This is a genomic window from Rhodanobacter sp. B04, assembly GCF_002001125.1.
Taxonomy (GTDB): Bacteria; Pseudomonadota; Gammaproteobacteria; order Xanthomonadales; family Rhodanobacteraceae; genus Rhodanobacter.
The window spans coordinates 282,627-297,825 of record NZ_MUNV01000006.1; the positions used below are offsets into that span (position 1 = coordinate 282,627).

13 protein-coding genes are annotated in these 15,199 nt (G+C 65.3%); 8 read left to right on the plus strand and 5 right to left on the minus strand.

Annotated elements, in window-relative coordinates; all coding sequences use genetic code 11:
* Window positions 1–91 precede the first annotated feature (91 nt).
* The 4 genes from B0E46_RS03985 to B0E46_RS04000 are packed head-to-tail and all read left to right on the plus strand — an operon-like array spanning window position 92 to window position 5,070.
* Window positions 92–757: an ABC transporter ATP-binding protein gene (locus tag B0E46_RS03985; protein ID WP_254425030.1), complete on the plus strand. Its 666-nt coding sequence runs from the start codon at window positions 92–94 to the stop codon at window positions 755–757.
* Window positions 741–2,645, plus strand: a complete 1,905-nt coding sequence (locus B0E46_RS03990; RefSeq protein WP_077554406.1) for an HlyD family efflux transporter periplasmic adaptor subunit — start codon at window positions 741–743, stop codon at window positions 2,643–2,645. Before B0E46_RS03985 ends, B0E46_RS03990 begins: the two co-directional genes overlap by 17 nt.
* The gene (locus tag B0E46_RS03995) at window positions 2,642–3,841 is read left to right on the plus strand and encodes a hypothetical protein (protein WP_077554407.1); all 1,200 of its coding nucleotides are present in this window, start codon (window positions 2,642–2,644) and stop codon (window positions 3,839–3,841) included. Before B0E46_RS03990 ends, B0E46_RS03995 begins: the two co-directional genes overlap by 4 nt.
* On the plus strand, window positions 3,838–5,070 hold the full coding sequence (locus B0E46_RS04000; protein ID WP_077554408.1) for an ABC transporter permease: 1,233 nt from the start codon (window positions 3,838–3,840) through the stop codon (window positions 5,068–5,070). Before B0E46_RS03995 ends, B0E46_RS04000 begins: the two co-directional genes overlap by 4 nt.
* Window positions 5,071–5,086: 16 nt before the next feature.
* Here B0E46_RS04000 and B0E46_RS04005 read toward each other — a convergent pair whose 3' ends face one another.
* The 3 genes from B0E46_RS04005 to B0E46_RS04015 all read right to left on the minus strand — a co-directional run bounded on the left by B0E46_RS04005 (window position 5,087) and on the right by B0E46_RS04015 (window position 8,614).
* Window positions 5,087–5,770 (minus strand): HAD family hydrolase, encoded by a 684-nt coding sequence (locus B0E46_RS04005; RefSeq protein ID WP_077554409.1) that lies wholly within the window; start codon window positions 5,768–5,770, stop codon window positions 5,087–5,089.
* A gap of 24 nt (window positions 5,771–5,794) precedes the next feature.
* The gene (gene glk / locus B0E46_RS04010) at window positions 5,795–6,808 is read right to left on the minus strand and encodes a glucokinase (RefSeq protein ID WP_077554410.1); all 1,014 of its coding nucleotides are present in this window, start codon (window positions 6,806–6,808) and stop codon (window positions 5,795–5,797) included.
* 108 nt (window positions 6,809–6,916) lie between these two features.
* Window positions 6,917–8,614, minus strand: coding sequence for a S53 family serine peptidase (locus B0E46_RS04015; RefSeq protein WP_077554411.1), 1,698 nt, complete (start codon window positions 8,612–8,614; stop codon window positions 6,917–6,919).
* Between the two features lie 180 nt (window positions 8,615–8,794).
* Between B0E46_RS04015 and hemB the strand changes: the two genes are divergently transcribed.
* Together hemB and B0E46_RS04025 are read left to right on the plus strand one after the other, a co-directional pair.
* Entirely contained in the window at window positions 8,795–9,787 is a 993-nt protein-coding gene (hemB, locus tag B0E46_RS04020; RefSeq protein WP_077554412.1) for a porphobilinogen synthase, read from the plus strand.
* A 162-nt stretch (window positions 9,788–9,949) separates the two neighbouring features.
* Entirely contained in the window at window positions 9,950–10,906 is a 957-nt protein-coding gene (locus B0E46_RS04025; RefSeq protein ID WP_168171123.1) for a PD40 domain-containing protein, read from the plus strand.
* Window positions 10,907–10,934: 28 nt separating this feature from the next.
* Here the strand turns inward: B0E46_RS04025 and B0E46_RS04030 are convergent, their stop codons facing one another.
* On the minus strand, window positions 10,935–11,315 hold the full coding sequence (locus B0E46_RS04030; protein WP_077554414.1) for a tautomerase family protein: 381 nt from the start codon (window positions 11,313–11,315) through the stop codon (window positions 10,935–10,937).
* Between the two features lie 164 nt (window positions 11,316–11,479).
* On the opposite strand from B0E46_RS04030, the gene pyrC reads away from it, so the two are divergent.
* Entirely contained in the window at window positions 11,480–12,532 is a 1,053-nt protein-coding gene (gene pyrC, locus B0E46_RS04035) for a dihydroorotase (protein WP_077554415.1), read from the plus strand.
* Between the two features lie 218 nt (window positions 12,533–12,750).
* Here the strand turns inward: pyrC and B0E46_RS04040 are convergent, their stop codons facing one another.
* Complete coding sequence (locus tag B0E46_RS04040) at window positions 12,751–14,118, minus strand: glutamate--cysteine ligase (RefSeq protein WP_077554416.1); 1,368 nt, start codon at window positions 14,116–14,118, stop codon at window positions 12,751–12,753.
* Between the two features lie 156 nt (window positions 14,119–14,274).
* Here B0E46_RS04040 and B0E46_RS04045 point away from each other — a divergent pair, with 156 nt between their 5' ends.
* Complete coding sequence (locus tag B0E46_RS04045) at window positions 14,275–15,195, plus strand: DUF3800 domain-containing protein (protein WP_254425031.1); 921 nt, start codon at window positions 14,275–14,277, stop codon at window positions 15,193–15,195.
* The last annotated feature ends 4 nt before the right edge of the window (window positions 15,196–15,199 follow it).

Sequence of the window (15,199 nt, forward strand, 5' to 3'; positions counted from 1 at the left end):
GCGGACCGTACTGAAAGAAGCTTGTCAAAGCAGCTTTCAGCCGTAAGACTCCGCTGAGAGGGTTCGACAGGGGTGCGGCACGATGGTCTGCATGGAAGCGGTGACTCGTCATTACCGGGTGGGCGGGCAAACGATAGCCGCCCTGGACGGGGTCGGTTTCGAGGTGCCGCAAGGCCAGTTCATGGCCATCGTCGGGCCGTCCGGCTCCGGCAAGTCGACCTTGCTCAACATGCTCGGTTGCCTCGATCGCCCCGATAGCGGGCGCTACCTGCTCGATGGCGTCGATGTCTCCACTTTCGACGACGAGCGCGCCAGCGATTTTCGCAACCGGCGAATAGGCTTCGTGTTCCAGTCGTTCCATCTGCTGCCGCGGCTGAGCGTGCTGGAAAACACACTGTTGCCGCGACGCTTCCTGCGCGGCTCCGACGAAGGGCTGGAGCAGCGCGCGCATGAGCTGTTGCTGCGAATGGGTCTGCAGCGGCATCTGGCGCATCGCCCGGGCCAGCTCTCCGGTGGCCAGATGCAGCGCGTGGCGATCGCCCGCGCGCTGTTGATGAAGCCGGCCCTGCTGCTGGCCGACGAACCCACCGGCAATCTCGACTCGAAGAGCGCCGCCGACGTGCTGGCGCTGATTGCCGAGGTGCATGCCGGCGGCCAGACCGTGGTTCTGGTCACCCACGATGCCGACGTCGCCGCACGTGCGCAGCGCCAGATCAGCCTGCGCGACGGGAGGACCGAGCATGATTCGGCGGCGTGAGGTGCTTGCGCTGCTGCTGATGCTTGCCCCATTGCCAAGCCCGGCCACGGTATTCAGTGGCGAGGTGCAAGTGGCCGATGCGCAGGAGATATTCACGCCGCCGTCGATGAGCTCGCCCGTGGTGTTGCGTTACTACGTCGCCGACGGGGCGCAGGTGCGCAAGGGCGACGATCTGCTGCGGATCGACGCCGGTCCGGCCGAAACCCAGCTGCGCACGCTGCAGTCGCAGATCGAGCAGACAGCTGCGAAGAACGCCAAGGAGATCGCCAGCCTCGAACTCAAGCAGGCTGACGCCGAGCTAGCACTCGCCGATGCGCAGGCCGAACGCGACACCGCTGCGCAGGATGCGGGGATTCCGAAGTCAGTGATTTCCGCGCTCAACTACGACCGCTACCAGGGCGAGATGCAGCGTACCGAGCGCGCGTTGGCACTGAAGCAGCAGGAGGTGGTCCAGGCCATCGCCGCCGTCGCGCGACGGCGCCAGGACAGCGAGCTGGAGTTGCGCAAGCAGCGTCTGTCGCTCGGCTTCTACCAGGACCAGGTGGCGGGCGCCGTGGTGCGCGCGGAGCGGGACGGGACGGTGATTCACGGCTTCGACAACATGTTCGGCACCGGTGGACGCTACGAAGAAGGCTCTTCCAGCTATCCCGGGACCAACGTGGGCGAGGTGGTGGGCAGCGGCAGTGCCTACACCGTGCATGGCTGGGTACTGGAGCCCGACCGTGCCGGTCTGCGAGTGAACCAGCCGGTGCGACTGCACTTCGACGCGCTGCCGGGCAGCGAGTTGCCCGGCCGCATCCGCGCGATTGCCGGCGCCTCCGCCAGCAAGAGTGAATGGGGTGACGGCCGTTATTTCGAGGTCGACATCGCGCTGCCTGCGGATATGACGCTGCCGCTGCGGCCGGGCATGAGCGTGCGGGTCGACAGCGAGCCTGCCACCGCCGGCGATCGTGGCACGCCGGTGGTCGCCGGGCACGACGAGCCGTTGCACATCGACGGCGAAATCTATGCGCAGCAGAGCCTGGCGATCTCTCCGCCGGCGGTGGATGGCCTGTGGCAGATGACCGTGACCCAGATGGCAGGCGACGGCGAGGTCGTGAAGAAGGGCGACATGCTGGTGGTCTTCGATGGCGGCGAGGTGGTCAAGAATCTCACCGCCAAGCAGGGCCAGCTGGACGAGAAACGGCGCACGCAGGAACAGCTCAGGCTGGACCTGGCCGACCGCGCACGCGAGGCCGAACTGGCCACGGCGCAGGCGAAGGCCGACATGGAAAAGGCGCAGCGCAAGGCCAACCAGCCGAAGGAATATATCGCGCGGGTGGACTACCAGAAGCTGGTGATTGCACGGACCAAGGCCGAGCGCCGGATGGCGCTGACGACGCAGCGTGAGCGCGTGGCCGCCGATGAGCGCGCCGCCGAACAGCGCATGGCCGACGCCGATGCCGGCCAGCTCGACGAAGAAGTGAAGAAGCTGAAGGAATCACTGGCCTCGCTCAACGTCACCGCACCGCGCGGAGGTATCGTGTTGCACCAGAACAGCTGGAGCGGCGGCAAGGTCGATGTCGGTTCGCAGATCTGGCGTGGCCAATCGGTGGCGCAGATGCCGGACCTGTCGACGCTGGCCGTGCGCGCCATGCTGCCCGAACGCGAACTCACCCGGGTCAGCCCGGGTCAGCGCGTGCGCGTGGTGGTTGCCGGCGGTGGTGACCGCAGCATGAGTGGCCGCATCGTCGAGCTGGGTGGCACGGTGCACAGCAAGTCGCGGGTGGAAGCCGTGCCGGTGGTGGATCTGGTCGTGCGGTTGGATCAGGATCCGGGCCGGCTCAAGCTCAAGCCCGGGCAGGCGGTGCAGGTGGAAATTCCAGTCGTGCCGGGAGCCTCACGATGAGTCGCTGCTGGTTGCTGTTGCTCGTGCTTGTCGGCGGTTGCGGTCGCGCCGGTGCGGATCGCACGGTGCTGGAACAGGTGCGGGTACGGCCGCTGGAATTCAGCGTACAGGCCGAGGGCGAGTTGCGTTCGACCAGGCCGACACCGCTGCTGGTACCGGGTGCGCTATGGACGGCCCGCCAGCTCAACTGGATGTTGCCGGACGGCAGCACGGTGGAGAAAGGCGAACTGGTCGCGCGCTTCTCGGCCGAGCAGAGCAAGCAGGATCTGGCGCAGGCGCGCATCGACCTGGAACGCAACACGCTGGCGCGTGCCACCAAGCAGGCCGAACTGGATGACAAGAGCGGCCAGCTCGGGGTCGATCTCACCCAGGTGGCCGTGCAGCACGCGATCGCCGCGCGCTATGCGAACGCTCCGCTCGAGGCGATGGCGCGCAATGACATTCTCGATGCGGTGCAGGACGTGCATTACCTCGACGTGCGCCAGCGCATCCTGCAGTGGCGCGAGGATCAGTCCGCCTCGCGCGGCAACGCCGAGCTGGCCGTGCTGGACGCACAGCGCAGCAGCTTCGACACCGTGGCGAAGCAGAAGCAGGACGATCTGGAGGCACTGGAACTGCGTGCCCCGCATGCCGGTGTGCTGATGCTGGAAAAGAACTGGTCGGACCAGCTGCCGCATGTGGGCAGCAGCCTGTATGCCGGCAACAGCTTCGCCAGCCTGCCTGATCTCGATGCGCTCGAGGTGCAGTTGGCAGTCCCGCAGATCGAGGCGCAGGGCCTCCAGGTCGGCGATACCGTGGAACTGCACCGCTGGGGGATGCCGGCGCAGCACGTGACCTCCCGGCTCAGTTGGGTCGCCACCGCGGCACAGCCGCGCAGCAACGAGAATCCGGTGAGGTATCTGGCGATGAAGGTGACCGTGCCGGCTGATGTGGCGCGGCGCTACGGCTGGGTACCCGGCCAGCGCTTCGTCGGCAAGATCATCCTGCTGCATGTGGACAAGGGGCTGAGTGTGCCGAACATGGCGTTGAGCCATGATGGCGATCAATCGAGTGTCGAAGTACTCGACGGCGGCCACGTGCAGACGCGCAAGCTGAAACTGGGCGTTCGTGGCGCGACGCGCACCCAGGTACTCGACGGTCTGCAGCCAGGCGACCGTGTCCTGCTGGCTGGGACCGCCGCCAGGGAGGCGAAATGATTTCCGCAGGCTGGCGCGAGGCGATCGAAGAACTTTCGCGGCGCAAGCTGCGCACCCTGCTGACCCTGCTTGGCATGATCTTCGGCGTCGGCGCGATCGTCGCGATGCAGGGCGTCGGCGAGGGCAGCCGGCGCGAGGCGTTGAAGCTGGTCGACAGCCTTGGCCTGCACAACCTGATCGTCGAGGCGAAGAGCCAGGACGGCGATGCGCTGAAGGAAACCCGCGCGCGCAGCCTCGGCCTCACTGTTGCCGATGCGCGTGCCGCGCTGGACGTGGTGCCGTCGGCCGAGCGCTACGCCGCCGAGAAGCGTGTCAAGCGCTGGGCCGTGTTCAGCGACAGCGGACATGCCGATGCGGAAGTCAGCGGGATCAGTCCGGACTATTTCCAGCTCGCTTCACTGCAGCTGGCCGAGGGCCGCGCGCTGAATGCGGACGATGACGCCAGCCTCGCTGCGGTGGCCGTGCTCGGCCACCAGGTCGCGCATGACCTGTTTCCCGACGGCAAGCCGCTGGGTCGGCTGCTCAAGGTCAACCAGGTCTGGCTGCGCGTGGTCGGCGTGCTGGCCGATCGCGATCTCGGCCAGGACAAGTTCGAGGGCGTCGCGCTCGGTGCCGACAGCAACCGCATCTTCGTGCCGCTGGCCAGTGCGCGGGCACGCTTTCGTTTCCAGCCGATGGAGGACGAGGTCGACCGCTTTCTGCTGCGGCTGCAGGATCCGGAAGGGCTTTCCGTCGGTGCGCGCGTGCTCACCGAATTGCTCGATCAGCGCCACGCCGGCGCCAGCGATTACCAGCTGATCGTGCCGCAGCAGCTGTATCAGCAGAACCAGAAGACCCAGCGCATCTTCAGCGTGGTGATGGGCTCGATCGCCGGCGTCAGTCTGCTGGTCGGCGGCATCGGCATCATGAACATCATGCTGGCGAACGTGCTGGAACGGCGCCGCGAGATCGGCCTGCTGCGCGCGATCGGCGCGCGCCGGCAGGACATCGTGGCGCGCTTCCTGCGCGAGGCACTGGTGATCTGCGCCTCGGGCGCGTTGATCGGACTGCTGTTCGGCGCCCTGCTGGCCTACGCGATCGCCGCATTCGCCGGTTGGCAGGTGGCGTGGGCGCCGATCGGCGTGATCGCCTCGGTGCTGGCCTGCATGCTGATCGGCCTCGCTTTCAGCATCTACCCGGCGCGACAGGCGGCGGCGCTGGATCCGATCGCGGCGATCAGGGACGAGTGATCAGCGACATGCCCGCTCAATCGCGCGCGGCGATCTCGTCGATGTGACGCAGCATGTCGGCCGGGTCGTCGTAGACGCGGAACGCGCCGGACTGCTGCAGTTCGGCGTGGCCGTAGCCGCCGCTCAGCAGGCCCACGCCCAGCGCGCGGGCGCGCTGGGCGGCAAGCATGTCCCACACGCTGTCGCCGATCACCAGCGATTGATGGATGTCCACGCCGAGGCGCGCCGCGGTGGCGAGGAACAGGTCCGGGTCGGGCTTGGCGTGGCGCACCTGGTCGCGCGTCACCACCGGCACCTTCGATGGATCGACGCCCAGCGCGGCCAGGTTGTGGGCCGCCGTTTCCATGCGGCCGCTGGTGGCGATCGCCCATGGGATCTGCTGTTCGGTGAGGTAGGCCAGCAGCTCGCGGGCTCCGGGCAGCGGCCGCACCGAGCCCTGCGTGTGCTGGCGGTTGAACGCGTCCGCATGCCATTGGCGCAGGCGTTCGAGTCGCTCGTCGGTGATTTCCAGCCCGGTCTCGCGCAGCAGGATGTTGGCGAACAGGCCGCCGCTCATGCCGATCTTGCGGTGGATGCGCCACACCGACAGCTCGACGCCCTCGCGGTCCAGTGCCTCCTTCCAGGCCAGCACGTGCTGGTAGACGCTGTCGACGAGGGTGCCGTCGAGGTCGAACAGGAAGGCGGTGTCGTTGCGCGGCATGAGGGCTTCCGTCGATGTTACGTTTCAGTGGCGCGGCAGCAGCGAGCGTCCCGATTCCATCACGCTCAGCGCCGCCGCGCCGAGCAGGCCCGGCTCGGGATTCATGATCGCCTGCGTCGGCACCTTCTCCATGATGTCGCGGAAACGGCCCTTGGCCTCGAAGCGTTCGCGGAAGCGGCCGCGCTCCAGCCACGGCAGCAGCACCGGGATCAGGCCGCCGGTGAGGTAGACGCCGTTCCAGGCGCCGAGCGTAAGCACCAGGTCGCCGGCGACGCTGCCGAAGATGCCGGCAAAGGTTTCCACGGTGCGCATGCACAGCGGACAGCTGTCGTCCTTGGCGCGGGCGGTGATGTCCTCCGGCTTGAGGTCGTCGGGGCGGGCGCCGACGATGTGGCAGATCGCGTCGTAGAGATTCACCAGGCCCTGGCCGCAGATCAGCCGCTCGTTGGAGACGCGCCCGTACTTCTGGTTGAGATAGTCGAGGATCGCGATGTCCTCCGGCGAATGCGCGGCGAAACCGGCGTGGCCGCCTTCGGTCTGCAGCACGCTGCAGTGGCCGCCGCGCACCAGCAGGCCACCGACGCCGAGGCCGGTGCCCGGACCGACGATGGCGAAGGTCTGCTCCTCCTCGGCACCGATCACCGGGCGCGGCACCGTGCCCACGTCGACCAGGTCGTCGCCTTGCAGCAAGGTCACTGCCATGCTCTGCGCGGCGAAATCGTTGACCAGGTGCACGTATTCCAGGCCGAGCGCGGCGGCGGTCTGGTGGGCCGAGATCGCCCACGGATTGTTGGTGACCTTGACCGTCTCGCCGTCGACGATGCGCCCGGCGGCGGCCACGATCGCGCGACTCACGTGCAGGCCGGTGTCGGCAAGGTATTGCTTCGCGGTGGAGACCAGCGAATCGTGCTCGGCCACGCGGTAGCGCCGGATGCTGTCGGTCTGCAGCGGCTTGTCGCGTGATGGATCGGCCACCCCGAAACGGACATTGGTGCCGCCGAGATCGACGAGCAGGGTGGGGGTGGCAGGCACGTGCATCGGGACTCCATGGGAGTGAAGCGGAAAACAGCAAGCCTGCCGTGAATGCCGGCCAGCGTCCAGCATTCCGGTGACCCGGGACGCTGGCAGGCCGGTTCGATGCCCGGCTCAGGTCGACGATTTGCGCTTCGGGGGCTTGCCGCCGGAGGCGGGGGGCTTCGGCTTCGGCTTCGGCTTTGGCTTCGGCTTTGGCTTCGGCTTTGGCTTTGGCATTGGCTTGGGCTTTGGCTTGTGTTTGTGCGGCGGGCTTGGTGCAGGCGCAGGATTGGGCGCGGGTGCGGGACCTGGCACTGCGCCTTGCAACGCGCCGAGCAGGGCCTGGCCGTTCGGGCTGCCCAGCCCGGTGCAGGCGTCCCAGCCCGGGCCCGCCGCGTAGCTGCCGTTGTTGCCCTGGGTGATGTCGTGGAACCCCTTTTCACCGACGCCATAGAGGGTGGCGTTGGCGGCGCCCAGCGCGTGGCCGAGTTGCTGGTTCAGGCGCGCCACCAGCGCGGCCCACAGCGGGGCGACCGCGCTGGTGCCGCCGATGACTTCGTCCTGGCCGTCGACACGCACCGCGTAGCCGGTAAGCGGGTCCGCGTTGCCGGCGACATCCGGCACGCCGCGACCGACGAAGCCGCCCGGTGCCACGGGGACCTTGGATGCCGACTGCCATGCCGGCAACGCGAACACGGCGCTGACGCCACCGCCGGTGGCGCCCTCGTCGCCGGCGGTCTCGTTCCACACCACCTCGCTCTTGATCGTGCTGCCGCTGCCCTGCAGCTCGGTGCCGCCGCAGGCCAGCACGGACGGACTGGAGGCGGGGTAGTCCACCGTCGGCTGGCCGCCGCTGACGCCGTCGCTGGAACCGTTGTCGCCGGCCGCCACGGTCACCGTCACGCCCAGTGCGGCGGCATCCTCCAGCGCGGTCTCCATCGCATTGCGCGAGGCCGTGCTCCAGCTGCTTTCGGGACCGCCCCAGCTGATCGACATCACGTTGGCCGGCTGGCTGCTGCTGTGCGCCGCCTGCGAGATCGCATCGTAGAAGCCCTGGTCGGTGTTGCCGCCGAAGTAGACGACGAACTGCGCCGCCGGGGCCAGCGTACCGGATACCTCGATATCCAGCATCACTTCCGCATCCGCAGCGCCGCCGGGCTGGTTGCTGCCGCCGTCGACCGAGACGGCGGTGATGGACGGCGTCGCCAGCCCGAGACCCTTGAAGTAGGTGTCCAGATCGGCCTGCACATAACCGCCGCCGAGTTCGATGATCGCGATGGTCTGGCCGCTGCCGTCGCCGGCAGGGAAGTTGTACAACTGGCCGATCTGCAGCGGCGTGTAGGTATTGCCCGGCGTTGCCTGTGCGATACGGAAATGCGGCTGCGCGACCGGGCGCCGATCCAGTCCCAGCACGGCGATCACCGCCGGATCGGGCAGGATGGGCGCCTGTGCACAGCCCACGTAGGAGACGCCACCCGGCGTCAGCTCGTAATGACCCAGCTGCACGCCGAACGCCTGCTGCAGCGACTGCGCGGTGCCGCGCAGATGCAGCGTCCGCCGGCCCGGTTCGCAGGCCAGTTCGTGCAGGCCGTGCTGGCGGCTGAAGTTGCGCAGGCGCTCCACATCGGTCGGGTCGGCGCCGTAACGCGCCACGAAATCGGCATGCCGGGTGCTGCGTGATGCGGCAGGTGCCAGTTGGCCCAGCGGGTTCTTGCGACGCAGCACCAGGGTCACGTCGAGCGATGCATCCGGGGCGTGCGGGCCCAGGTAACGGGCACTGGCCGGCAGATGCCAGTCGCCAGTCGAGACGATGGGCGTGGTCTTGCTCATGAGACTTCCTCCGGTGGGGAAACGGCGGTCGCAACGCCGAGGGTGCACCGGAAAACGTGACGAGAAAGTGTCGTGGTCGATCGAATTCGCAATGGCACGGATGCAACCAAGCTCGCAGTACGGCCGCGGGCTTTGCGTTGTGGCCTAAAATGGCCGGGATATCACCCGTCAGGATCCGCCATGAGCTTCCCCGCCATCCGCATGCGCCGCATGCGCCGCGACGCCTTTTCCCGTGCGCTGATGCGCGAGCACACCTTGCTGGCGAGTGACCTGATCATGGTCGCGTTCGTGATCGAGGGCGCAGGCCAGCGCGAGCCGGTGCCGTCGATGCCGGGCGTGGATCGGCTGTCGATCGACGAGTTGCTGAAACTGGCTGGGGAATGCGTGAAGCTCGGCATCCCGGCGCTCGCCTTGTTCCCGTCGCCGGGCTCGGCAGTGAAGAGCGAGGACGCCGCCGAGGCGTGGAATCCGAACGGCCTGATGCAGCGCGCCACCCGCGCGTTGAAGGCGAAGTATCCCGAGCTGGGCCTGATCGGCGACGTGGCGCTCGATCCGTACACCACGCACGGCCAGGACGGCTTGATCGACGCCACCGGCTACGTGATGAACGAGCCCACCGTCGAGGCACTGATCAAGATGTCGCTGGCGCAGGCCGAAGCCGGCATGGATTTCGTGGCGCCGTCGGACATGATGGACGGCCGCATCGGCGCGATCCGCGAGACGCTGGAAGACGCCGGCCACATCCACACCCGCATCCTCGCCTACTCGGCGAAATACGCCTCCGCGTTCTACGGCCCGTTCCGCGACGCGGTCGGTTCGTCGGCGAACCTCGGCAAGGGCAACAAGCACACCTACCAGATGGATGTCGCCAACAGCGACGAGGCGTTGCACGAAGTCGAGCTGGATATCCAAGAAGGAGCAGACGCGGTGATGGTGAAGCCGGGCCTGCCGTATCTCGATATCGTGCGCCGGGTGAAGGATGCGTTCGGCGTGCCGACGTTCGTGTATCAGGTCAGCGGCGAGTACGCGATGTTGAAGGCCGCGTCGCAGAACGGCTGGCTGGATGAGAAGGCGGTGGTGCTGGAGTCGTTGACCGCGATGAAGCGGGCGGGGGCGGATGCGATTCTTACTTACTATGCGATTGATGCGGCGCGGTGGTTGGGCGGGGAGTAGGCGAGGCCTGTTTTGCAACCTCCGCTATTGACTCAAAGGACAGGTTCTTTGATTGCACCAGCGACGTGTCCAGCCGCCAATTCGCGGACCCAGACGCTGTAGCTCGGCCGTTTCAATGAAGTGGCATTTGCTCGCGGAGCGATGCGAAAAGTGACTCGACGCATGTACTTTGTCTGCCTGAAGACCGTTGCCATTGTGGCTTTGATTACCCTCTTGGGCGTCGAAGTAGCGGCGACTCCCTCGGTGGATGGATCTTCGGTCCGCTTCGTTACTTCCGATGCGGACGGCGAAGATTACGGCCCGGCATTTTCTCCCGATGGCACTCGGATCATCTTCGAAAGACATCCCTTGGGGCCGGGAAGATGGACGGCGTATAGCGTAGAAGTCTCCAGCGGAGACATTCGGTCCATATCCAAAGAGGTGGCTCCGGTCGAAGAGACCCGCTTGTGCTGGTCGTCTACGACCAATGAGATCGCCTTTACCGGTCTCGCGGCAGACAAGTCGGCATCGACCTGGTTGATGAAGGCCGATGGCACTCACATCCGTGCCGCCTACCCGTCCTCGAAGTCACAATTCTTTTATCCCTCGTGGTACCCGAGCGGCACGCAAATCGCCGAACTCGACGGCAGCAACAACACGATCCGTAAGGTCGACCTGGTTACGGGGAAATCTGAGGTGCTGACGCAACGACACTTGCTCCTGGCTGGCATGTCGTCGGTGTCTCCCGATGGGAAGTGGATCGCGCTAGCAGCGCAGCCAAATCGAGGGCAGTCGTACGATCAAACCAAGAACACGATTTGGCTGATCTCATCGACGGGAGATGCTCACCCACTGGAACAAGACCCGCAGGAGGGGCGAGCCCCCTCCTGGTCACCGGACGGCACCCGGATCGCCTTTGAGAGCAACCGGTCCAGTCTCTTCCCAGGCTTCTATGCCGTCTTCGTCGCCACCAAGGATGGCCGAAACATCCGGCAACTGACGCCATACGCTCTCAACGCCCAACACCCCGTGTGGTCTCCGGATGGTAGGTTGATTGCGTTCTCGGCCAGGCAGCCCAAGGCTGGCGGAAAGTACGGTCCTGGCATCGCGGTGATCGCAGCACCTTCTCAGTTGCCTTGACGGCAGTTTCCGGAGCTGCGAGCGAGAGTCACGCGTACTGCGCGACCCCATTCCCGAACGACCAGTTCTCCTTCGCCACCTCGACCAGATTGATGAACACATCCTCGGGACGCAGGCCAGGATCGGTGGAAAAATTCTCAGCGATGCCCCGGTACAGCGCCTGCTTCTGCTCCACCGTGCGGCCGCTGTTGCAGGTGATCTGCACGATCACCAGATTGTCGCTGCGGGCGATGCCGAGGTAGTTCGGGTCGTAGTCGAACTCGCCGGCATCGTGCTGGCTGACCAGGATGAAGCGGTCGTTCTCCGGCACGTTGAAGGTTTCGCGCATGGCCTGGTAGATGCCGTCGCGCAGGGCGGCGAGATGGGCGGGCGACTTGCCGCGGCGGAGCGAGATGCGAACCAGTGGCATGGTGGACTCTCCACGAGGATGAAGCACGATGGATGGGGATGGGGGGTGCGATATCATGTGCCATTGGCAGCCATGACTCGAGACATCCGGCCTATGTCCGCCATGCGACCAGTCCTGACATCTGCTGTGTTCTTCTCTCGATCCCCGTTCCGAGTTCGCAAGCCATGACTCCCACCCGCCTTGAAATCACCCGTCCCGACGACTGGCACCTGCATCTTCGCGACGGCGATGCGCTGGCTTCGGTGATCGGCCACACCGCGCAGCGCTTCGCGCGCGCCATCGTGATGCCGAACCTGAAGCCGCCGGTGACGACGGTCGCGCAGGCGGAAGAGTATCGGCGGCGCATTCTGGCGAGCCTGCCGGCAAGCTCGCGTTTCCAGCCGCTGATGACGCTGTACCTCACCGAGAACACGCCGGTCGAGGAAATCGCGCGCGCCAAGGCGAGCGACAGCGTTTTCGCGGTGAAGTACTACCCGGCGGGAGCCACCACCAATTCCGATTCCGGCGTGCGCGAGCTGTCGCGGGTGTATGCCGTGATCGAAGCGATGGAAAAGCACGAACTGCCCTTGCTGCTGCATGGTGAGGTCACCGATCAGGATGTCGACATCTTCGATCGCGAACGCGTTTTCATCGAGCGCCACCTGTTGCCGCTGCAGGCCCGCTTCCCGGGCTTGCGCATGGTGCTGGAACACATCACTACCCGCGACGCGGTCGATTTCGTCCGTGGCGCGCCGGCCAACGTGGCGGCCACGATCACCGCGCACCATCTGCTGCTCAACCGCAACGCGCTGTTCGAGGGTGGCATTCGCCCGCACAACTACTGTGCCCCGATCCTCAAGCGCGAGACGCACCGCGCCGCGTTGCTGCACGCAGCCAGCAGCGGCGATCCGCATTTCTTCCTCGGCACGGACAGTGCGCCGCATCCCCGCGAAGCGAAGGAAACGGCGTGCGGATGCGCAGGACTCTATACGGCCCATGCGGCGCTGGAGCTGTATGCCGAGGCGTTCGAGCAGGCCGGCCGGCTGGATCGGCTCGAAGCGTTTGCCAGCTTCCATGGTCCGGACTTCTACCGTTTGCCGCGCAACCTGGATCGCATCGCGCTCGAACGCGCGCCGTGGATCGTGCCCGACGAATATCCGCTGGCCGGGTCCACCTGCAAGCCCATGCGCGCGGGCGAGTCGGTCGCATGGACGCTCGTAGGGGCGACAGCTTCCTGATTCGGAAGGCGTCGGCTCGGGCGCAAGAACTCCACATGCCGTCATCCCGGCGCAGGCCGGAATCGCTTCAGCACGAAACCGGCCGTCGCGTTTCGTCACGGGGCCGGATGCCGCCAGCAAAGCCAAATGCGATTACCAGCTGCGCTGTTGTGAAGCTCCTCCAGCCTAAGCCGGAATGACGCTATGGGTGAGTTTTCAGCGCAGTGGCGCCGCTGCTTTCAGTACGCGAACTCGCGGAACACCGGGTCCACGCTGCCGCCCCACGCACCATGGAACAACTCCAGCTTGCGCTCGGCCGGGGTCTGGTTGGCCTGCACGATCTCGATCATCGGTTCCAGGAAGATGCTTTCGTCGGCACCATTCTTGTTGAGCCGGGCACGGCGCTTGAGGCCATGGCCGGCGATCTTCAGCGCTTCCTCGGCGAGATCGCGCACCGTGCCGCCACGGAACGGCAACTTCAACGCATGCTTTGGCACGCCATCGCGCAATGCATGGCGTTCCTCGCGGCTGAAATCCTTGACCAGATCCCACGCGGCATCCAGCGCCTCGTCGTCGTACAGCAGGCCGACCCAGAACGCGGGCAGCGCGCACAGCCGGTTCCACGGACCGCCGTCGGCGCCGCGCATTTCCAGGTACTGCTTCAGGCGCACCTCGGGAAACGCGGTGGTCAGGTGGTCGGCGAAGTCCTTCATGTTCGCCTTGGTACCGGGCAGCATCGGCAGTTCGCCGGCCATGAACTGCTTGAAGTCCTGCCCGGCGAGGTCGATGTACTTGCCATCCTGGAAACTGAAATACATCGGCACGTCGAGGATGTAGTCGACATAGCGCTCGTAGCCGAAGCCGTCGGCGAATACGAAGTCGAGCATTCCCGTCCGCTGCGGGTCGGTATCGGTCCAGATGTGCGACCGGTACGACAGATAGCCGTTTGGACGTCCTTCGGTGAACGGCGAATCGGCGAACAGCGCGGTGGCGATCGGTTGCAGCGCCAGGCTCACGCGGAACTTCTTGATCATGTCCGCTTCGCTGGAGAAATCCAGGTTCACCTGCACCGTGCAGGTGCGCGTCATCATGTCCAGGCCGAGCGAGCCGACCTTGGGCATGTACTCACGCATGATCTTGTAGCGGCCCTTCGGCATCCACGGCATTTCGTCGCGGCGCCACTTCGGCTGGAAGCCCATGCCGAGGAAGCCGAGCCCCATGCCGTCGGCAATCGAACGCACTTCCTCCAGATGCGAGTTCACCTCGCAACAGGTCTGGTGGATCGTTTCCAGCGGTGCACCGGACAACTCCAGCTGGCCGGCCGGCTCCAGCGTGATCGAGGCCTTGTCTCGCGACAGGGCCACCGGGTTCTCGCCCTCGCGGGCGACGTCCCAACCATAGCGGGTAGCGAGCGTTTCCAGCAGCAGCTTGATGCCGCGGTCGCCCTCAAAGGTCGGCGGACGCAGAGTATCGGTGAGGAAGCCGAACTTCTCGTGCTCGGTGCCGATGCGCCAGGCATCGCGCGGCTTCTCGCCCGCGGCGAGGTAGTCGGTGAGCTGCTGGCGGTCCCGGATAGGGGTGCTCTTGACGGCACTGGGTATGGACACGGGCAAAGCCTCGCTGGGTGAGCGAGTCACTATGGGGGTGTTGCGTGACAACGAAAAGGGGGTGAGGGCAAATAATTGGACGGGGCGGTACAGATGACGTTCCGGGTGCGGCGAGTTTTCGTTCGTATACTAGAAGTCGACAAGGTAGCTGTCTGCTTGCCGGGCTTCAAAGAGGATCGAATGATTAAGCGAAAGCCAGGTAAGGCACAGAATCAAGAAAGTGGGCCGGCGGGGCAATTCGCATTACCTCTGATGCCGCGAGCGGAAGAAGCGCCAGCAGCCCCGTTGCTGGTTGCACCCGCGGGGCGGTACAGCAACTACATAGTCTACGTTGATGAGAGCGGAGACCATGGCCTGGAAACGGTCGACCCGAACTACCCGGTGTTTGTGTTGGCCTTTTGCGTTTTTCATAAGGCGCACTATGCCCAGAAACTGGTTCCAGCTATTGAGTCGTTCAAGTTCAAGCACTTCGGACACGACACCGTTGTTCTACACGAGCACGAGATTCGCAAGGAAAAGGGCAGCTTTCGATTCGACGACCGCTTGCACAAAGAAGCGTTTCTCAACGAGTTGACCGAAATAATCGACATAAGCAACTTCATCCTCATCAGTTGCGTGATCGACAAGGCGCGTCTCAAGGAAAGGGCTCAGCTAGAGAGCAATCCTTACAATTTGGCTTTGGGATTTTGCCTTGAGACGCTGTTTGAGCTTGTGCAGGAGAAGGTGCAGGAAGGATATCCGACCCATGTAGTGGTCGAGTGCCGTGGCAAGAAAGAGGATCGTGACCTAGAGCTCGAGTTCAGGCGAATCTGTGGCGGTGAAAATCGTTGGGCCAAACAGTTGCCCTTCAACATCATTTTTGCAGACAAGAAAACTAATTCGTCCGGGTTACAGCTGGCGGACCTGGTAGCCCGTCCCATCGGCCTCTCGTTTCTCCGTCCCCGTCATCCGAACCGGGCGTTTGAGATACTCAAGCGCAAATTCTTTTGTGCAGGCGGACGGCGCAAGCTTGGCGTCGACTTTGAGGGATGGGGGCTGAAGATTTTCCCGGCCTCAGAAAGCGAAAAGCCCCGGTGAACTC